The sequence below is a fragment of the Rhizobium acidisoli genome (assembly GCF_002531755.2).
GTDB classification, from domain to species: domain Bacteria; phylum Pseudomonadota; class Alphaproteobacteria; order Rhizobiales; family Rhizobiaceae; genus Rhizobium; species Rhizobium acidisoli.
In genome coordinates, this window is the sequence record NZ_CP035002.1 from 257,617 (window position 1) to 276,373 (window position 18,757).

An 18,757-nucleotide genomic window follows, 5' to 3' on the forward strand; every position below is an offset into this window, starting at 1 on the left:
GCTGTCTCCTAAAAAGGGAATATGGATTTGGCGGAAAGTAAGGTCGGTGTGCGTGCAATCTATCAGCCCGGAGCGAGCAGCATCGAGGGTTCGCCGACGGCGCTGCAGATGTTTCATGCCCATCCGCCCATCATGGCCATGCCGCACTGGCACGCGCAGGTCGAGGTCAACTACGTGATTCGCGGAAGCGTGCACTATCGCATGAGCGACCACGAATTCCGGCTGAACGCCGGCGAGATGTGCCTCTTCTGGGGCGGCCAGCCGCATCAGATGGACGAGTCCTCCGATGATTCGCTCTATGCCGGGGCGCACCTGCCGCTCGTCTATTTCTTCCGGCTGCGGCTGCCGATCAGCATTTCCAGCCGGCTGATGAAGGGCGAGACACTGCTGACGTCGGCAACCGATGCGGCCGACATCGACAATTTCGCTCGCTGGTTCCGCTATGCCAACTCAGGCAATCCCGCCAAGGCGCAGCATGCCGTCGACGAGTTGCTGCTGCGCATCGAACGTATCGCGCTGGAACCCTATTCAATGACGTCGCAGGCGGCCATCAATCTTGATGGCGATCATCCGCATTCGCATTCCTCGCGCAGTGTCGCGCGCATGTGCGATTTCATCGCCGCCAATTTCCTTCAGGACATCGATTCGGTCGATATCGCCCGCGCCGCCGATCTGCATCCAAAATATGCGATGAACCTGTTCAAGCGATCGACGGGTATGACGCTCAGCAAATATGTGACGCTGCTGCGGCTGTCGCGCGCCCAGGCGATGCTGATGAGCGAAGGCGCCAATGTGCTGCAGGTGGCGATGGACAGCGGCTTCGGCTCGATCAGCGCCTTCAACAAATCCTTCCGCCACATCGCCGGCATGTCGCCATCGGACTTCCGCCGCGATATCCGGCTGGTAACGACGGTTCCCGCCGGCGCCTTCCGGAACTAGCGCGTCACAATCTTTAAGCCTGGCTGCTCGCGCTTTCCTTTTTCTTCCGATCAAAAAAGATCAGCCTATGGCGACGGCAGACTGCGCACATTTTTTGCGCAAGTGCATGCACCATGCGATGTCGCCACGGGCGGCGCAATGGTACCGCCAATGAAATCAATGATTTTTGAACTGGCACGCCGCTTGCTTCGATATTTGCCGAGTTGGTGGCTAGGGTTCCGGCGTCGCAAGGCGTGACTGGTCCGAGAGCTGCCACCGGCAGGGGAGACATCCTGCCGGGTGCACGGCGGGATAAAAACCCGGGAGACCTCGTAAGCCAAGGGATTGGCGGCACGATGGTCATTGCCGATCCCTTTTGAAGAACGCAAAGGGGAATTTCAATGCAGACTTTTTCGAAGCTTCTTTCCATCACCGCACTGACGGCATCCTTGGCGCTGGGCTTCGGCTCCATCGCGAAGGCCGAACAGAAGACCGATTTCAAGGTTGCCTGGTCGATCTATGTCGGTTGGATGCCGTGGGGTTATGCGGCCGATCACGGCATCGTCAAGAAATGGGCTGACAAATACGGCATCAAGATTGAGGTCACCCAGTTCAACGACTACGTCGAATCGATGAACCAGTATACGGCCGGTGCCTTCGATGCCGTGACGCTGACCAATATGGACGGACTGTCGATCCCGGCGGCCGGCGGCGTCGATACCACAGCCGTGATTGTCGGCGACTTCTCGAACGGCAATGATGCGGTCATCCTGAAAGACAAGGCGAACCTTGCCGACATCAAGGGCCAGAACGTCAATCTCGTCGAATTCTCCGTCTCGCACTATCTGCTGGCCCGCGCGCTCGAAAGCACCAAGATGACCGAGCGCGACGTCAAAGTGGTCAACACCTCCGATGCCGACATGGTCGCTGCCTACAAGACGGCTGACGTAACGGCGGTCGTCACCTGGAATCCGCTGGTATCGACCATCCTCGAAGATCCCACGGCCAAGAAGGTCTTCGACAGTTCGCAGGTGCCGGGCGAAATCATCGACCTGACGGTCGCCAACACCGGCGTGCTGAAGGACAACCCGAATTTCGGCAAGGCGCTTGCCGGCATCTGGTATGAGACGGCAGCGCTGCTGACCGCCGACAGCGCCGACGGCAAGGCTGCGCGCGAGGCGATGGGCCAGGCATCGGGCACCGATCTCAAGGGCTTCGAAGCCCAGCTTGCCGCCACCAAGCTGTTTGCCAAGCCGGCCGATGCGGTTGCTTTTACTGCGTCGGGCAGCCTGCCGAAGACGATGGATCTCGTCCGCACCTTCCTGTTCGAAAAGGGTCTGCTCGGCAGCGGCGCGCCGTCCGCTGATGTGATCGGCATCGAAATGCCGGATGGCAAGGTTCTCGGCGACAGCGGCAACGTCAAGCTGCGCTTTACCGAGACCTACATGAAGGCGGCCGCCGACGCTTCGCTCTGAGCAACCTTCGAACAGCGGCATGGCTTGCCCACGCCGCCATCCTTCATCAGCGGAGCTTCTCTCATGCGTTGGATCAACACGAGGCCGAGCCGGGGTGCGCAGCTTGCCTTGACGCTGCTGCCTTTTGTGCTGCTGATCGTCGCCTATGTTTTCGGCTCGGCGGCGCGACTGGCGGAAAACGCCAATGACAAGCTGCTGCCGGGCTTCGCAGATTTCGCCGATGCGATCAATCGCCTGGTCTTCATCGCCGATCCGCGCACCGGCGAATACCTGCTGTGGTCTGATACGGTGGCGAGCCTGGTGCGGCTGTTTGCCGGCCTCGGCATCTCCACCGTCACTGCCCTCGTCATCGGCATGCTGATCGGAATGCTGCCCTATCTCAGGTCGCTGCTCTCCCCTTTCGTCGCCGTCATCTCGATGGTGCCGCCGCTGGCGCTGTTGCCGATTCTCTTCATCGCCATGGGGCTTGGAGAAGCCTCCAAGATCGCGCTCATCGCCATCGGCATTGCGCCCACGATGATCCGCGACCTGGCGCTGAAGGCTCTGGAACTGCCGCGCGAACAGATCGTCAAGGCTGAAACGCTTGGCGGCTCTTCCTGGCAGATCGGCCTTCGCGTCGTGCTGCCGCAGATCCTGCCGCGGCTGATCACCTGTCTCCGGCTTCAGCTCGGCCCTGCCTGGCTGTTCCTGATTGCGGCGGAGGCGATCTCGTCGGATTCCGGCCTCGGTTACCGCATCTTCCTTGTGCGCCGCTACCTCTCCATGGACGTGATCTTTCCCTATGTCGTCTGGATCACCCTGCTCGCCGTGGTCATGAATTACATCCTCGATCGCATCCGCATCGCTCTCTTCCCCTGGTCGGAACTGGAGAAGCAGGCATGAGCGAGCTGGTGATCGAAAGAGTCTGGAAGGAATATGGCGACCAGATCGTGCTTGAGAACGTGTCGCTGACCGTCGCCTCGCGCGCCTTCATCGCTCTTGTCGGCCCGTCCGGCTGCGGCAAGACGACATTCCTGCGCATGCTGCTCGGTCAGGAACGACCGACGCGGGGTGCCATCCGGCTGGATGGCGAAGCGCTGCCGCTTGAGCCGGGGCCGGATCGCGGCGTCGTTTTCCAGCGCTACTCGGTCTTCCCGCATCTGACCGTGCTCGGCAATGTGTTGCTCGGCCGCGAATTTTCCGCGGCGCGCTACAAGGCAAAGCTTTTCGGCGCTGCCCGCCGCAGCGCCGTCGACGAGGCACGGCGGCTGATCGGCGAAGTCGGTCTTGCCGGCGCCGAGGACAAATATCCGGCGCAGCTTTCCGGCGGCATGCAGCAGCGCCTGGCCCTGGCGCAGGCGCTGATCATGAAGCCGAAAGTGCTGTTGCTCGACGAGCCCTTCGGCGCGCTCGACCCCGGCATCCGCGCCGAAATCCATACCTTGATGAAACGGCTCTGGCACGAAACGCAGATGACCGTCGTCATGGTGACGCACGATATGCGCGAGGCCTTCACGCTGGCGACGCGCGTCGTCGCCTTCGAGCGCCGGCGTGACCGCCCGGAGGAGAAGGAGCGTTACGGCGCGACCATCACCAAGGACATTTCCATCTGGCCGCCCCGGCTTGCCGGCGGGCCTTCCATCTTCAGCCCCGACCGGGACGGCCCGGTCATTTCTCTGGGCCATCGCCGGGACGACCCGGCTTCCAGTCCGTCAGGAGAAAAACCATGATGCATGTCAGACGTTCGCCCGAAGAAATATCAGCCAACCGGCAGCGTTACGAGGAACATCAGAAGAAGGGGCTGGAATTCGCGCCGAAGGCTCTGCCGGCGCCGAGCCCCCTGCCCGCTCCCGCCATCGATGCGGCTGCGATCATCCACCAGGAAACCATCCCAGGCGGCTGGTACTGGTCGACCGCGCTGAAGCGCGGCGAAGCGCTTCGCATCGACCAAGGCGACGGCGGATCGACCGTGGCGCTCGTCGCCTGGAACGCCGCTGACACGAGTGAGCGGCTCAATCTCGTCGACACGGTCAAGGTGCAGTGGACGACCGCCCTCGGCAAAGGCCGCGTCATCTTCTCGGATATGGGACGCGTGATGTTTTCGCTGATCGAAGACAGTTCCGGTGCCCATGACTGCCTGATGGGCGGCTCGACGGCGGCCTCGAACGCCGCAAAACATCCCGGCGCCAAGACCCGCAACACCCGCGACAATCTCGTGCTCGTCGCCGGCAAGCTCGGTCTCACCAGACGCGACATCCCGGCGATTCTCAACCTTTTCGCTCCCGTCCGCGTCGACGATGAGGGTGGCTTCCACTGGCGCGGCAAGCTTTCCAACAGCGGCGATTATGCCGAACTGCGCGCCGAAATGGACATGATCGTCGGCCTTTCGAATTGCCCGCATCCGCTCGATCCAGATCCGGTCTATGCGCCGAAGCCGGTGATCGTGACGCGCTTTCGTGCCGCGCCCGCCGTCGACGACCTCGCGCGTACGGCGACCGCCGAAGCCGTTCGCGGCTTCGAGAACAACGCCGCGATGCTGGCCTGAGGAGGAATGACGATGACCGATTTCATCAAGACCTCAGCTTCACGCAGCCTCGAAAATGCGGTGCAGGATCATTTCATCCCGGCCGAAGCGCCGTGGTCCGGCATCGTGCGCAAGGGTCAGACGATCCGCATCGAAGACAGCCACGGCCAGCAGGCGATCGACACGCTGTTTTATCGCGCCGATGATTTTGGCGAGCGCTATTCCAACCAGGACACGATGCGGGCGCAGGGCGGCGCCTATATCGGCGCCGGCACGAAGATCGTCTCGAACGAGGGCAACGTCATGCTTGTCATGACGGCCGACAGCTGCGGCCGCCATGATACCTCCGCCGGCGCCTGCTCCTGCGAAAGCAACGCCGTGCGCTTCGGCCACGGCACGAAATACCTGCATGCCTGCCGCGACAATTTCGTGCTCGAGGTGACCCGGCACGGCATGAGCAAGCGCGACATCGTGCCGAACATCAATTTCTTCATGAATGTCCCGATCAAGCCGAACGGCGAGATGACCATCGTCGACGGCATTTCCGCGCCCGGCGACTATGTCGAACTGGTGGCTGAAATGGACGTGCTCTGCGTCATCTCCAACTGCCCGCAGGTCAACAATCCCTGTAACGGCTTCGATCCGACACCGATCCGGGTGCTGATCTGGGACGGCGAGGACTGATCGATGTTCGCCAAGGTTCTCATCGCCAATCGCGGCGAAATCGCCGTCCGGGTGATCCGGATATTGAGGAGGATGGGCATCGCCTCGGTTGCCGTCTATTCCGATGCCGATCGCTTCTCGAAGCCGGTGCTGCTCGCCGATGAAGCCGTGCGTCTCGGCCCGGCGCCTGCTGGAGAAAGCTATCTCAACGTCGATGCCGTCATCGCCGCCTGCAAGGCGACGGGCGCCGAGGCCGTACATCCCGGTTATGGCTTCCTCTCGGAAAATATCGGCTTTGCCGAGCGGCTCGCCGCCGAAGGTATCGCCTTCATCGGCCCGCGGCCGGAGCATCTGTCGGCTTTCGGCCTGAAGCACACAGCGCGTGAATTGGCGAAAGCGAGCGGCGTGCCGCTGCTGCCGGGCACTGATCTGCTGCGAAGTGTCGAAGAGGCGCTCCTGGCCGCCGAGACCGTCGGTTATCCCGTCATGCTGAAAAGCACGGCGGGCGGCGGCGGTATCGGCATGCAGCTCTGCGCCGATGCGGCCGGTCTCAAGGCCTCTTTCGAAAGCGTGCAGCGGACGGCGCGTGCCAGCTTCGGCGATGCGCGTGTCTACATCGAGCGTTTCGTTGCCGAAGCACGCCATGTCGAGGTGCAGATCTTCGGTGACGGCAAGGGCGCAGTGATCGCGCTAGGAGAGCGCGACTGCTCGCTGCAGAGGCGAAACCAGAAGGTCGTCGAGGAAACGCCTGCCCCCGGCCTGTCGGCGGAAACACGGGCGCGGCTGCACAAGGCGGCGGTCGATTTGGGAGCTTCGGTCTCCTATGAATCGGCCGGCACCGTCGAATTCATCTATGATCCCCAGCGCGGGGAATTCTATTTCCTCGAAGTCAATACCCGACTTCAGGTCGAGCATCCCGTCACCGAAGCTGTCTTCGGCATCGATCTCGTCGAGTGGATGATCCGGCAGGCGGCGGGCGAGGACGTGCTCTCGGGCGCCGGGGCCTTGGTGCAGAAGGGTGCGGCAATCGAAATGCGCATTTATGCCGAGATGCCGCATGCCGATTTCCGCCCGAGCGCGGGCCTACTCACCGAGGTCGTCTTTCCCGACGATGCCCGCGTCGACGGCTGGATCGAGACGGGAACCGAGGTGACGCCCTTCTACGATCCGATGCTTGCCAAGCTGATCGTGGCGGCGGAGGATCGGCCGGCGGCGATCGAGAAGCTGAAGGCAGCGCTTGCCGCCACAGCGATATCCGGCATCGAAACCAATCTCGATTATCTCAGGGCGATCGCCGCCTCCGAACTGCTCGCCGGCGGCAAGGTTGCGACGACGGCGCTGCGCGACTTCGCCTTCGTTCCCGATATCGTCGAGGTTATCGCACCCGGCGCACAGTCGAGCATTCAGGAGCTGCCGGGCCGGCTCGGCCTGTGGCATGTCGGCGTGCCGCCGAGCGGGCCGATGGACGAGCGCTCCTTCCGCCATGCCAATCGGCTGGTCGGCAATGGCGATCAGACGGCTGCGCTGGAACTGACGGTTTCCGGTCCGACGCTGCGATTTTATGCCGACCAGACGATCGCCCTTGCCGGGGCGCGGATGGCGATGACATGCGATGGGGTCAGGCTTCCCCACGACGAACCGTTCCTGATCCGGGGCGGTCAGGTGCTGTCGGTCGGTACGATCGAAGGACCGGGGCAGCGCGCCTATCTTGCCGTTGCCGGCGGCTTTGCCGCGCCTGTCGTGCTCGGCTCGCGGGCGACTTTCGGCCTTGGCCAATTCGGCGGCAACGCCACCGGTACGCTGAAGCCGGGGCATGTGCTGCATTTCGCCCGGCAGGCGCCGGTGGAACCGGCCAAGCCTGCAGCGGAGCCGGCTGCCTTGTCCCGAGAATGGGATGTCGGCGTCGTCTACGGTCCGCATGGCGCACCGGATTTCTTTCAGAATAGCGATATCGAGACGCTGTTCTCCGCAGCTTACGAAGTGCATTTCAACAGCGCCCGCACCGGGGTGCGCCTCATCGGCCCCGCCCCGCTTTGGGCGCGACGCGACGGTGGCGAGGCGGGGCTTCATCCGTCCAACCTGCATGACAATGCCTATGCGATCGGCGCGATCGATTTCACCGGCGATATGCCGATCATTCTCGGGCCAGACGGTCCGAGCCTTGGCGGGTTCGTCTGCCCGGCGGTGATCGCGCGTGACGAACAGTGGAAGATGGGGCAGTTCAAGCCCGGCGACCGTATCCGCTTTCATGCCGTGGCCCGGCCGGAAGACCCGATCGCCGGCCCGGCGGTGCGACGGATCGCGGAAGACACGGGTTCGCCGATCGTCGGCGTCAGCGAGGACGGCCCGGTTTCGGTCGTCTATCGCCGCCAGGGCGACGACAATCTGCTCGTCGAATATGGGCCGATGACGCTCGACATCGCGCTTCGGCTGCGGGTTCATCTGCTGATGCAGGCCGTCGCCGAGGCCCGCCTGCCCGGTATCGTCGACCTCACGCCCGGCATCCGTTCGCTGCAGATCCATTATGACGGCACGCAGCTGACGCGCCGGCGCCTGCTCGGGCTGCTCGCGGAGATCGAGACGACGCTCCCGGCGGCGCAGGATGTCAAGGTACCGAGCCGCATCGTGCATCTGCCGCTGTCGTGGAACGACCCAGATGCGGAACTTGCCATGCGCAAGTATCAGGAGCTTGTCCGCCCGAATGCGCCCTGGTGTCCTGATAATATCGAGTTCATCCGCCGCATCAACGGTCTTCCCGACGAACAGGCCGTCCGCGATATCGTCTTCGATGCGAGCTATTTCGTTCTCGGTCTCGGCGATGTCTATCTCGGCGCTCCGGTTGCGACCCCGATCGACCCGCGCCATCGTCTCGTCACGACCAAATACAATCCCGCCCGCACCTGGACGCCGGAAAACGCGGTCGGCATCGGCGGGGCCTATATGTGCATCTACGGCATGGAAGGACCGGGCGGCTATCAGCTCTTCGGCCGGACCATCCAGGTCTGGAACACGTGGCGGGAAACGCCGGCCTTTGCCAGGGGCAAGCCCTGGCTCCTGAACTTCTTCGACCAGATCCGCTTCTTCCCGGTCAGCAATCAGGAGCTGACGGAGGCGCGCGCCGCCTTCCCGCATGGCGGCTATCCTGTCAGGATCGAAGAGACGGAGTTCTCCTACGCCGCCTATGATAGGAATATGCAGGCGAATGCGGCATCCATCGGCCGCTTCAAGGCGACGCAGCAGGCGGCCTTCGATGCCGAACGCCAGCACTGGAAGGAGGCCGGCCTCGACAGCTTCGTCGCCGATGAAGGCACAAGCGAAAATCCGGACGCGGACATCCCCGACGGATGCTTCGGCGTCGCCAGTGCCGTGCCCGGCAATATCTGGAAATTGCTGGTCGAGCCGGGAGCCCCGGTTGCGGCCGGCGACACACTTGCCATCATCGAATCGATGAAAATGGAAATCAACGTCACCGCCCATGCGGCAGGTCGCGTCCGCGACCTGCGCGCCGGGCCGGGGAGAAACGTCAAAGCCGGCGATATCATCGTCGTCCTGGAGGAATGCTGAACATGCTGCCGACCATTCTCGATCTCTCAAGCCTTCGTGCGGCCTATCGCTCCGGCCTGACGCCGCTCGACATCGTCGAAGAGGTGATCGCCCGCCGCGCCGCCTCGAAAGATCCGGCAATCTTCATTACGCCGGTGCCGGATGACGAGTTGCGCTCTGCCGCCAAGGCTCTGATGGCGCGCGCGCCGGAGGCAAACAGCCTGCCGCTCTGGGGCGTGCCGTTCGCAGTGAAGGACAATATCGATGCCGCCGGCCTGCCGACGACCGCCGCCTGCCCGGCCTATGAATATCGGCCGGACGTCGATTCTACCGTCGTCGCCAGATTGAAGGCAGCCGGCGCCATTGTGATCGGCAAAACCAATCTCGACCAGTTCGCGACCGGCCTCAACGGTACACGCTCACCCTATGGCGCGCCACGTTCTGTCTTCGATAAGGCCTATATATCCGGCGGCTCGAGCTCGGGATCAGCGGTCACGGTTGCCTCCGGCCTCGCCGCCTTCTCGCTCGGCACGGATACGGCAGGCTCCGGCCGCGTGCCGGCGGCGCTCAACAATCTGGTCGGCATCAAGCCGACGCCGGGGCTTCTTCCGAATACCGGCGCAATTCCGGCCTGCAGGAGTGTCGACTGCATCACGATCTTCGCTCCGACCGTCGGTGACGGCATTGCGATCCGCAGGGTCGCCGAGGGATTTGACGCTGCCGATCCTTTCTCGCGTCGAGCCAAGCCGGCGACGCTGCCGGTGTCGGGGTTGCGCATCGGCGTCCTGACCGGCGTGGAACGGGAATTCTTCGGCGACAAGGAGGTGGAGGCGCTTTACGACCAGGCGATCGAGCGGGCCAGAGCGCTCGGCGCGACTATCGTGGCTTTCGACTACGCACCCTTCCGCGAGGCCGCCGCTCTCCTTTACGACGGGCCGTGGGTCGCCGAACGCCTGGCGGCGGTCGAGGACTTCCTCGCCACGAATGCAGCCGATTTCGACCCGACGGTGCGGGGGATTATCGAGGGCGCCAGGGGCAAATCAGCGGTCAACGCCTTCAATGGCCGATATCGGCTGGAAGAACTGCGCCGAAAGACCGAGGCCGAATGGGAAAAGGCGGACGTGCTTCTGCTTCCGACCGCGCCGACCACCTACACCGTCGCCGACATGCTTGCCGATCCTGTCGTGCTGAACGGCCGCCTCGGCCGCTACACCAATTTCGTCAACCTTCTCGATTGCGCGGCGATCGCCGTTCCGGCCGGCTTCGGAAACGGCAACTTGCCGGGCGGTGTGACAGTGATCGCGCCCGCTTTCACCGACGATGCGCTGGCGCCGCTTGCCGATGCGCTGCATCGCACAGCCGCCTCCGGTATGGGTATCGACCGGGAGGCGGCGATCCCTGAGGCGAGCCGCGTTGTGGCTGTCGATGACGGCTTCGTCGAGATCGTCGTCGTCGGTGCGCATCTGACCGGCATGCCGCTCAATCACGAGCTGACCGGCGCCGGCGCCCGGTTGGTCAAGACCTGCAGCACATCAGGCGAATATCGTCTCTTTGTGCTGCCGGATACCGTGCCGCCGAAGCCAGGCCTCATCCGCGAACCTGGCTTCCAGGGCGCCGGTCTGGAGGTCGAGGTCTGGGCACTGCCGGCCGATGCCTTCGGGCGCTTTGTCCAAAAGATCCCGGCACCGCTCGGCATTGGAAAGGTGGCGCTCGACGACGGCACGAGTGTTTCCGGTTTTCTCTGCGAGGCGCATGCAGTGAAGGGCGCGGAGGACATCACCTCGCTCGGCGGCTGGCGAAGCTATATCAGCACCAGATTGGCGAGCTGAACGTGAGGAGCGAAAAATGGCGAAGATGTTCAAGCGGCTTGTCGCGCTTCTTCTGACGGGGCTGATCGCGCGAACCAGGGCGATCGGCAGGCCGAGTCAGCGCTGACGGCTTACCGTTTCTCGGCAAGCTCGATCTGAATACCGTCGGGATCGCGCAGGAAGGCAACTTTGTGCAGCACCTCGGCATTGATAGCCAGGCGCGGCCTTTCCTTGATCTCGACGCCGGCCTTTTCCAGCCGGGCGAAGGTCTCATCGACACTGTCGAACAGGAAGGTCAGATGGCGCAGGCCGGCCGTACCCTCAGGCACATCCACCGCCCTTGCCGCCCCACCCGCCGGTGCGACGATTTCGAGCATGCCGCCGCCGGCATCGAGAAAGGCGATCTCTCCGCCGTCGGCCATGACCTTGCGCAGATGCAGGCGCAGGCCGAGCAGGCCGCAATAGAAACCGACCGTGCGGTCCATGTCGCTGACCGTCATGCCGACATGCTCGAAGGATTTCAGCATGAAACGCCCTCCTCCCGTTCAGCCGGCCGCCGGGCGCCGTTCTTCTTCAGGAAGCCAGGACCGGTAGAGCGGATGATCGGCGGCGATCGGCATCGGCGTCGGCTGGCCGGTGCGCTGCGAGAAATAAGCGGCCGTCACCAGTTCCAGCGAATTGCGGGCATCCTGCAGCGTCACCGGCGGCTCCTTGTCCTCGACGATCGCCTTATGGAAGAGTTCGAACTGACGGGTGTAGCCGTCCTCGCCGAGCACATAGGCGGCGAGCGCCGCGTCGATTTTCGCCTGGTGCTCCTCGGTACCTGCCGTGAAGACCCAGGGATCGCGGCCCATCGTATAGGGTTCGAGGATGCTTTCGGCGACGAGATCGCTGAAGCAGAAGCGAAGCCGCGAGATTTCCTTGCGCGAGCCGAGCGTCATCGACAGCGTCGCCAGCGAGCCGTTCTGCATCTTCACCGAAAGGGCTGCCGTATCTTCCACCTGGATCGGGTTGACCAGCGTCGCGCCATAGGAAAACACCTCGGCGCAGGGGCCGTGCACATAATTCAGCATGTCATGGGCGTGGATCGCGTGGCCGAGAAGGCCGCCGCCAAGTTCGGTCGCCCATTTGCCGCGCCACGGCACGGCGTAATAGTCCGGCCCGCGCCACCAATGCGTCTCGATCGTCGTCAGGAACGGCTTGCCGGCAAGACCGCTGTCGATCAGCAGCTTCAGCTTCTGCAGGCCGGAGCCATAGCGATACTGGAAGATCGGCATCAGCTTCCTGCCGGGGAAACGGGCGAGGATGCGGCCCATCTCGTCGACCTCGGCAATCGAGCCGAAGAGCGGCTTCTCGCAGATTACATGTTTGCCGGATTCGATGCCCTTGCGGCAAAGTTCGAAATGCGAACTCGGCGGCGTCGAAATGTCGATGATGTCGAGATCGTCGCGGGCAAACAGCCCATCCGTATCCTGGGTATATTCGCCAATACCGTATTCCTCGCATAGCGCCCTGCCGCGCTCCTCATCGAGCGAGCAGAGCACGGGAACCTCGAAGAGATCCTTGTTCCAGCCGAAGCCGGCCAGATGCCGCGCCGCAATGCCTGCGCCGATGACGCCGACGCGTAGTTTCCTGGTCATGATATTCTCCTCAGCGAGCGCCGATGCGCGCGGCTTTCGCCTGGGCGTCGAGCGAAAGGCGGCAGACCTCGAAAACATGATCCTGCGTCATCGCCGTCTGTGTGCGGTTGCCGACATCGGCGGTGAAAGCATCGAAATAGTCGAGTTTTTCGCCGCTGCAATCGATATGGGTCATCTCCTTGCCGTTGATGAGGAAGAGGTGATCCTTGCCCGGCCGGCCGGCGATATCGATATATTTGCGCAGTTCGATATAACCCTCGGTGCCGAGGATGGTCAGGCGTCCGTCACCCCAGGTCGGCAGCGCCTCCGGGGTGAACCAGTCGACGCGGACATAACCTGCCGCCCTGTCCGAACGCAGCAGCACTTCGCCGAAATCCTGGAAATCAGGCTTGTCGGGCATGCCGAAATTGCCGATCGAGCTGGCAATGACCTCGCCCGAGGTCGAGCCGGTATAGAACAGGAACTGGTCGACCTGATGCGAGGCGATGTCGACGATGATGCCGCCGAAGGCTTCGGGATCGAAGAACCAGTCCGGCCGGGTCGGCAGCTGCAGCCGATGAGGGCCGACGCCGAGCGTCTGGATCACCTTGCCGATCGCGCCGTCGGCGACGAGCTTGCCGGCCTTGACGGCGGAGCGCACGCAATGGCGCTCGGAAAAGCAGATCGAGAAGATCTTGCCGGTTTCGGCGACGGTCTTCCTAACCTCTTCGAGCTGGGCGAAGGTCGTCACACCCGGCTTGTCGGTCATTACGTCCTTGCCCGCTTTCATCGCCCGGATGGCAAGCCCGGCGCGGTCGCGCGGGATCGCGGCGATGCAGATGACGTCGATCGACGGATCGTCGAACAGCTTCTCCCGGTCGATCTGCGGCGCATCGGGATAGGTCTTCTCGAAGGCTTCGCGCAACGCCGGGACCGACGTCTGCGGGCAATAGCCGACGAACTCGCCGCCTGACGCGAGCAGTCCCTTCACGTGATCGAACGTATGCCCATGGTCGATTCCGACGGCGGCAAATCTCAACATCGCTGCAATATCCTCCGGGATTTTCTGAGCACCGACCGCGGCCGGCATCCTCCATGTCGGGCAAAACAGATAACGAAAGCTGGCGTCTGTCAAGGCAAGATCCGAGGTGAAATCGCCCGTGTCGAGAATTAAATATCTGAAATTCAATGGTTATTTTGTATCTAAATAGTTATTTTGCAAGCTTTTGGCGATTGAGATTTACCCAGAGGGCGACCGTTCGATCCGATCGGGCGAAGGTCTTTTTCCCTAGCCTATCTTGCCCGATCTCGATGAATGTGATCGATTTCGGCGACCGCCGGGCTGGAGGGCGGCAACGACCCCGAAAAATTTCAAAGAGCGCTCCCCGCTCGCTGTGACGGAAGATCCCCATGTCTCATCCCCTTCTCGATGCCGCCGCTTCGGGTGGTCTTTTTGTCGGCCGCGTCTGGTCCCCCGAGGTTGCCGGGCCGAGCGTCGTGACGCTGCGGGAGGGTTCGCTGGTCGACATCACCTCGCGAGAGGCGCCGACGCTGAGCGCCCTGCTCGAGAAAGACGATGCCGCAGGCTTCGCCCGCGCTGCAGATGGCAAGGCGATGGGCTCGCTGGAGGAGATCGCTGCCAACAGCACCGGAACGCCGGATGAAACACGCCCTTTTCTGCTTGCGCCCGTCGACCTGCAGGCGGTCAAGGCTTGCGGCGTCACCTTCGCCCAGTCGATGATCGAGCGTGTCATCGAGGAAAAGGCCGCCGGCAATCCGGAGCGCGCCGCCTCGATCCGCGAGCGCGTCAGCACGCTGATCGGCGGCAGCCTCACCAATCTGAAGGCCGGTTCGCCGGAGGCGGCCAAGGTCAAGCAGGCCCTGATCGACGAAGGTATGTGGTCGCAATATCTCGAAGTCGGCATCGGCCCCGATGCCGAGGTCTTCACCAAGGCGCCGGTGCTCTCCTCGGTTGGCTGGGGTGCGGATGTCGGCTTGCATCCGATCTCGACCTGGAACAATCCCGAGCCGGAAATCGTGCTCGCGGTCAACAGCCGCGGTGAAATCAAGGGTGCGACGCTCGGCAACGACGTCAATCTGCGCGACGTCGAGGGCCGCTCGGCGTTGCTGCTCGGCAAGGCCAAGGACAACAACGCCTCTTGCTCGATCGGTCCTTTCATTCGTCTGTTCGATGCCGATTACGGCCTGGACGACGTTCGCAAGGCCGAACTGGATCTGAAAGTCACCGGCCAGGACGGTTTCGTGCTCAACGGCAAGAGCTCGATGTCAAAGATCAGCCGCGATCCGACCGATCTCGTCAAACAGACGCTTGGGCCCCATCATCAATATCCCGACGGCTTCATGCTCTTTCTCGGCACGCTGTTTGCGCCGACCCAGGATCGCGACGCGCCGAAGCAGGGCTTCACCCACAAGCTCGGCGACGTGGTCGAAATTTCCTCGGTCGGCCTCGGTGCGCTCGTCAATACCGTACGGCTCTCCACCGAATGCCCGCCCTGGACCTTCGGCATTTCGGCGTTGATGCGCAACCTCGCAAAGCGCGGATTGCTTTGACTCTTTGATTCTGCGCATTTCCGGGCGGAAAACCGCTTCGCACTTTTCCTGAAATGCTTAAGCTACTGGTTTCGCCGCCTGCCCTGCAGCAGGTCGAGGACGGAGTTTGCCGCCTCGAGGACGTTGGTGCCCGGACCGAACACGGCCGCAACGCCGTGTTCGTGCAGGAATTCATAATCCTGCCGCGGGATGACGCCGCCGCAGACGACGATGATATCGTCACCGCCCTTTTCCCTCAGCCTGTCGATCAGCTGCGGCAGCAGCGTCCTGTGGCCTGCCGCGAGCGACGAGACGCCGACGACATTGACCTTTTCATCAAGCGCCAACGCGACAGCCTCGTCGGGCGTCTGGAACAGCGGGCCGGCGAGCACATCGAAGCCGATATCGCCGAAGGCCGAGGCGATCACCTTGGCGCCGCGGTCGTGCCCATCCTGACCGAGCTTGGCGACCATGATTTTCGGCCGGCGCCCCATCGCTTCCGTGACCTCCGTCATGCGCTCCTTGAGGACGGCGAGTTCCGGCTCGTTGTCATAGGCCTCGCCGTAGACGCCTGCGATGACCTCAGACGTTGCGGCATGATCGCCGAAGGCCTCGCGCATGGCATCGGATATTTCGCCGACGGTGGCGCGGGCCCGCGCCGCTTCGATTGCGGCTTCCAGCAGGTTGCCGCGGCCGCTGCGTGCGGTCTCGGCCAGGGCAGCCAGCGTCTCGCGCACGGCATTGCCGTCGCGGCGGCGCTTCGTTTCCTCGATGCGTTTGATCTGCGCGGTGCGCACCGCGCTGTTGTCGATCTCCAGAATGTCGATCGGCTGCTCGCTGTCGAGCCTGTAGCGATTGACGCCGACGATGACCTCCTCGCCCTTGTCGACGGCGGCCTGGCGGCGCGCGGCAGCCTCTTCGATCAGCCGCTTCGGCAGGCCCTCATTGACGGCCTTGGTCATGCCGCCGAGTGCCTCCACCTCCTCGATCAGCGCCCAAGCCGTGTCGGCAAGCTCTTTCGTCAGGCTCTCGACGTAGTAAGAGCCGGCCAGCGGATCGACCACCTTGGTGACGCCGGTTTCATGCTGCAGGATCAGCTGGGTGTTGCGGGCGATGCGGGCGGAAAATTCCGTCGGCAGCGCGATCGCCTCGTCGAAGGAATTGGTGTGCAGTGACTGCGTGCCGCCGAGCACGGCCGACATAGCCTCGAAGGCGGTGCGGATGATGTTGTTATAGGGATCCTGCTCCTGCAGCGAGACACCGGAGGTCTGGCAATGGGTGCGCAGCATCAGCGAGGAGGCTTTCTTCGGCTGGAACTCCTCCATGATCCGGCTCCAGAGCAGCCGGGCAGCGCGCAGTTTCGCCGCCTCCATGAAAAAGTTCATGCCGATGGCAAAGAAGAAGGAGAGCCTTCCGGCGAAGTCGTCGACGTTCAGGCCCTTGGCGATCGCCGCCCTGACATATTCGCGGCCATCGGCCAGCGTGAAGGCGAGTTCCTGGACGAGCGTCGCGCCGGCTTCCTGCATGTGGTAGCCGGAGATCGAAATCGAGTTGAATTTCGGCATCTCCCTTGCCGTATATTCGATGATGTCGGCAACGATCCGCATCGAGGGTTCCGGCGGATAGATATAGGTGTTGCGGACCATGAACTCCTTGAGGATGTCGTTCTGGATGGTTCCTGATAGATCGGCCTTCGAAACGCCCTGCTCTTCGCCGGCGACGATGAAGGAGGCAAGGATCGGGATGACGGCGCCGTTCATGGTCATCGACACCGACATATCGCCGAGCGGAATGCCGTTGAACAGGATCTTCATGTCCTCGACGCTGTCGATCGCAACACCGGCCTTGCCGACATCACCCTCGACGCGCGGATGATCGCTGTCATAACCGCGATGGGTGGCAAGATCGAAGGCCACCGACAGGCCCTTCTGGCCGGCGGCAAGATTCTTCCGGTAAAAAGCGTTCGACGCTTCCGCCGTCGAAAAGCCGGCATACTGGCGGATCGTCCAGGGCCGGCCGGCATACATGGTCGCGCGCGGGCCGCGGGTGAAAGGCGAAAAACCGGGAAGCGAGCCGAGATGCTCGGCGCCCTCGAGATCCTCGGCCGTATAGAGCGGCTTGACGGCAATACCCTCAGGCGTCTGCCAGGTCAGCGTCTCAGGCGCGGTGCGCAACTCCTTTTGCGCCAGCTCCGCCCAATCCGACAATGTCTTCTTCGTCATGCCTTTCCTCCGGCTTTTTCATCCGCACCCTACCATTTCACCGGATCGCCGTGCGATACCAATCCTTGATTTTTATTCCGGGCTTAGGACTCGTCTTATGAAGACAATGCAGATTTATGCTTTCGACATGAATTGCGTCGGGCATATCAACCACGGCCTGTGGACGCATCCGCGCGACCAATCGGTGCGCTATACCGATCTCGACTACTGGACGGAATTCGCCAGGACAGCCGAGCGCGGCAAGCTCGACGGCATCTTCCTCGCCGATATCGTCGGCATCTATGACGTCTATAAGGGCAGTCCGGCGCCGGTGATCGAGACGGCGGCGCAGGTCCCCGTCAACGATCCGCTGATCCCGATTTCGGCGATGGCCTATGTCACTAGACATTTGGGTTTCGGCGTCACCGTCAACACCACTTACGAGCCGCCCTTCCTGCTGGCGCGGCGCATGTCGACGCTCGATCACCTGACCAAGGGGCGGATCGGCTGGAACATCGTCACCGGTTATCTCGACAGCGCCGCCCGCAGCATGGGTTTCGACAAGCTGCCGGAACATGATGCGCGTTACGACGCAGCCGAGGAATATCTCGAGATCCTCTACAAGCTCTGGGAGGGCAGCTGGGACGACGATGCGGTTCGGCGCGACAAGGCATCAGGCATCTATGCCGATCCGTCGAAGGTGCGCGCTGTCAGTCACGAGGGCGAATATTACCGGATGGAGGGCATTCATCTTGCCGAGCCTTCGCCGCAGCGCACGCCCCTGCTCTTCCAGGCCGGCGCTTCGGCCCGCGGGCAGGATTTCGCCGCCCGCCACGCCGAATGTGTCTTCATCGCCAGTCCGAACCCCGGGGCGGCCCGGCCGACCGTCGATGCGCTCCGGGCGAAGGCGGAGACAATCGGCCGCGGCAGAGCCGCATTGAAGATCCTGAACCTGATCACCGTTGTCGTCGGACGGACGGAGAGCCAAGCGCAGGACAGGCTGGAGGATTATCGCCGCCATGCGAGCGTCGAAGCTTCGCTTGCGCATTACTCCGCCTCCATCGGCATCGACTTGTCGAAATACCGGCTGGACGACGTCATCGACCAGAGTTCGACCAATGCCAATCAATCGGCGCTTGCCGCCATCACCAAGCAGGCGGCAAGACCGGTGACCAAACGAGAGATCGTCGACCAGATGGTGCTCGGCAGCCGGATGAAGCCGATGGTGGGCTCGCCGGAGCAGATCGCCGATCGTCTGCAGGCATGGATCGAGGAAGGCGACATTGACGGCTTCAACCTGGCGCGGACGGTGGCGCCGGAGAGCCTGCGCGATTTCGTCGAATTGGTGGTGCCGGTGCTGCAGGAGCGCGGCATCTTCAAAGCGGACTATTCCGAAGGACCGTTGCGGCAGAAGCTCTTCGGCGGCGGGGACGGCAGATTGTCCGCCGCCCATCCCGCCGCGCGCTTCCGCCGCTGA

14 protein-coding genes and 1 riboswitch are annotated in these 18,757 nt (G+C 62.9%); of the genes, 10 read left to right on the forward strand and 4 right to left on the reverse strand.

The window, feature by feature from the left end:
• Positions 1 to 21: 21 nt before the first annotated feature.
• The 8 genes from CO657_RS33605 (at position 22) to atzF (ending at position 10,931) form a co-directional block, all read left to right on the forward strand.
• Positions 22 to 939 (forward strand): helix-turn-helix domain-containing protein, encoded by a 918-nt coding sequence (locus CO657_RS33605; RefSeq protein ID WP_054184248.1) that lies wholly within the window; start codon positions 22 to 24, stop codon positions 937 to 939.
• Between the two features lie 199 nt (positions 940 to 1,138).
• A riboswitch (guanidine-I (ykkC/yxkD leader) is annotated at positions 1,139 to 1,247 on the forward strand.
• 72 nt (positions 1,248 to 1,319) lie between these two features.
• Positions 1,320 to 2,393 (forward strand): putative urea ABC transporter substrate-binding protein, encoded by a 1,074-nt coding sequence (locus CO657_RS33610; protein WP_054184247.1) that lies wholly within the window; start codon positions 1,320 to 1,322, stop codon positions 2,391 to 2,393.
• Positions 2,394 to 2,456: 63 nt separating this feature from the next.
• Positions 2,457 to 3,275, forward strand: coding sequence for an ABC transporter permease (locus CO657_RS33615; protein ID WP_054184246.1), 819 nt, complete (start codon positions 2,457 to 2,459; stop codon positions 3,273 to 3,275).
• A complete protein-coding gene (locus CO657_RS33620; protein ID WP_054184245.1) occupies positions 3,272 to 4,102 on the forward strand; it encodes an ABC transporter ATP-binding protein in 831 nt (276 codons plus the stop codon). Before CO657_RS33615 ends, CO657_RS33620 begins: the two co-directional genes overlap by 4 nt.
• Complete coding sequence (locus CO657_RS33625) at positions 4,099 to 4,917, forward strand: urea amidolyase associated protein UAAP1 (RefSeq protein WP_054184244.1); 819 nt, start codon at positions 4,099 to 4,101, stop codon at positions 4,915 to 4,917. The genes CO657_RS33620 and CO657_RS33625 overlap by 4 nt, the downstream gene beginning before the upstream one ends.
• 12 nt (positions 4,918 to 4,929) lie before the next feature.
• Positions 4,930 to 5,580 carry an urea amidolyase associated protein UAAP2 gene (locus CO657_RS33630; RefSeq protein WP_054184348.1) on the forward strand — a complete coding sequence of 217 codons (651 nt, stop codon included), beginning with the start codon at positions 4,930 to 4,932 and terminating at the stop codon, positions 5,578 to 5,580.
• A gap of 3 nt (positions 5,581 to 5,583) precedes the next feature.
• Positions 5,584 to 9,123, forward strand: coding sequence for an urea carboxylase (gene uca / locus CO657_RS33635; RefSeq protein ID WP_054184243.1), 3,540 nt, complete (start codon positions 5,584 to 5,586; stop codon positions 9,121 to 9,123).
• Between the two features lie 2 nt (positions 9,124 to 9,125).
• Positions 9,126 to 10,931, forward strand: a complete 1,806-nt coding sequence (gene atzF / locus CO657_RS33640) for an allophanate hydrolase (RefSeq protein WP_054184347.1) — start codon at positions 9,126 to 9,128, stop codon at positions 10,929 to 10,931.
• Positions 10,932 to 11,041: 110 nt separating this feature from the next.
• On the opposite strand, the gene CO657_RS33645 is transcribed toward atzF, so the two are convergent.
• The 3 genes from CO657_RS33645 to CO657_RS33655 are packed head-to-tail and all read right to left on the reverse strand — an operon-like array spanning position 11,042 to position 13,571.
• Positions 11,042 to 11,437 carry a VOC family protein gene (locus CO657_RS33645; protein ID WP_054184242.1) on the reverse strand — a complete coding sequence of 132 codons (396 nt, stop codon included), beginning with the start codon at positions 11,435 to 11,437 and terminating at the stop codon, positions 11,042 to 11,044.
• Positions 11,438 to 11,455: 18 nt separating this feature from the next.
• A complete protein-coding gene (locus tag CO657_RS33650; RefSeq protein ID WP_054184241.1) occupies positions 11,456 to 12,550 on the reverse strand; it encodes a Gfo/Idh/MocA family protein in 1,095 nt (364 codons plus the stop codon).
• Positions 12,551 to 12,560: 10 nt separating this feature from the next.
• A complete protein-coding gene (locus CO657_RS33655; RefSeq protein ID WP_054184346.1) occupies positions 12,561 to 13,571 on the reverse strand; it encodes a Gfo/Idh/MocA family protein in 1,011 nt (336 codons plus the stop codon).
• A gap of 368 nt (positions 13,572 to 13,939) precedes the next feature.
• On the opposite strand from CO657_RS33655, the gene CO657_RS33660 reads away from it, so the two are divergent.
• Positions 13,940 to 15,100: a fumarylacetoacetate hydrolase family protein gene (locus CO657_RS33660; protein ID WP_054184240.1), complete on the forward strand. Its 1,161-nt coding sequence runs from the start codon at positions 13,940 to 13,942 to the stop codon at positions 15,098 to 15,100.
• 62 nt (positions 15,101 to 15,162) lie between these two features.
• Here the strand turns inward: CO657_RS33660 and scpA are convergent, their stop codons facing one another.
• On the reverse strand, positions 15,163 to 17,301 hold the full coding sequence (gene scpA / locus CO657_RS33665) for a methylmalonyl-CoA mutase (protein WP_054184239.1): 2,139 nt from the start codon (positions 17,299 to 17,301) through the stop codon (positions 15,163 to 15,165).
• Between the two features lie 97 nt (positions 17,302 to 17,398).
• On the opposite strand from scpA, the gene CO657_RS33670 reads away from it, so the two are divergent.
• Positions 17,399 to 18,757, forward strand: coding sequence for an LLM class flavin-dependent oxidoreductase (locus CO657_RS33670; RefSeq protein ID WP_054184238.1), 1,359 nt, complete (start codon positions 17,399 to 17,401; stop codon positions 18,755 to 18,757).

Coding starts and splice junctions, on each gene's coding strand:
- CO657_RS33655 (WP_054184346.1), bottom strand. CDS start 13,571: ATGTTGAGATTTGCCGCCGTCGGAATCGACCATGGGCATACGTTCGAT.
- CO657_RS33670 (WP_054184238.1), top strand. CDS start 17,399: ATGAAGACAATGCAGATTTATGCTTTCGACATGAATTGCGTCGGGCAT.
- uca (WP_054184243.1), top strand. CDS start 5,584: ATGTTCGCCAAGGTTCTCATCGCCAATCGCGGCGAAATCGCCGTCCGG.
- atzF (WP_054184347.1), top strand. CDS start 9,126: ATGCTGCCGACCATTCTCGATCTCTCAAGCCTTCGTGCGGCCTATCGC.
- CO657_RS33630 (WP_054184348.1), top strand. CDS start 4,930: ATGACCGATTTCATCAAGACCTCAGCTTCACGCAGCCTCGAAAATGCG.
- CO657_RS33625 (WP_054184244.1), top strand. CDS start 4,099: ATGATGCATGTCAGACGTTCGCCCGAAGAAATATCAGCCAACCGGCAG.
- CO657_RS33645 (WP_054184242.1), bottom strand. CDS start 11,437: ATGCTGAAATCCTTCGAGCATGTCGGCATGACGGTCAGCGACATGGAC.
- CO657_RS33660 (WP_054184240.1), top strand. CDS start 13,940: ATGTCTCATCCCCTTCTCGATGCCGCCGCTTCGGGTGGTCTTTTTGTC.
- CO657_RS33620 (WP_054184245.1), top strand. CDS start 3,272: ATGAGCGAGCTGGTGATCGAAAGAGTCTGGAAGGAATATGGCGACCAG.
- CO657_RS33605 (WP_054184248.1), top strand. CDS start 22: ATGGATTTGGCGGAAAGTAAGGTCGGTGTGCGTGCAATCTATCAGCCC.
- CO657_RS33650 (WP_054184241.1), bottom strand. CDS start 12,550: ATGACCAGGAAACTACGCGTCGGCGTCATCGGCGCAGGCATTGCGGCG.
- CO657_RS33610 (WP_054184247.1), top strand. CDS start 1,320: ATGCAGACTTTTTCGAAGCTTCTTTCCATCACCGCACTGACGGCATCC.
- CO657_RS33615 (WP_054184246.1), top strand. CDS start 2,457: ATGCGTTGGATCAACACGAGGCCGAGCCGGGGTGCGCAGCTTGCCTTG.
- scpA (WP_054184239.1), bottom strand. CDS start 17,301: ATGACGAAGAAGACATTGTCGGATTGGGCGGAGCTGGCGCAAAAGGAG.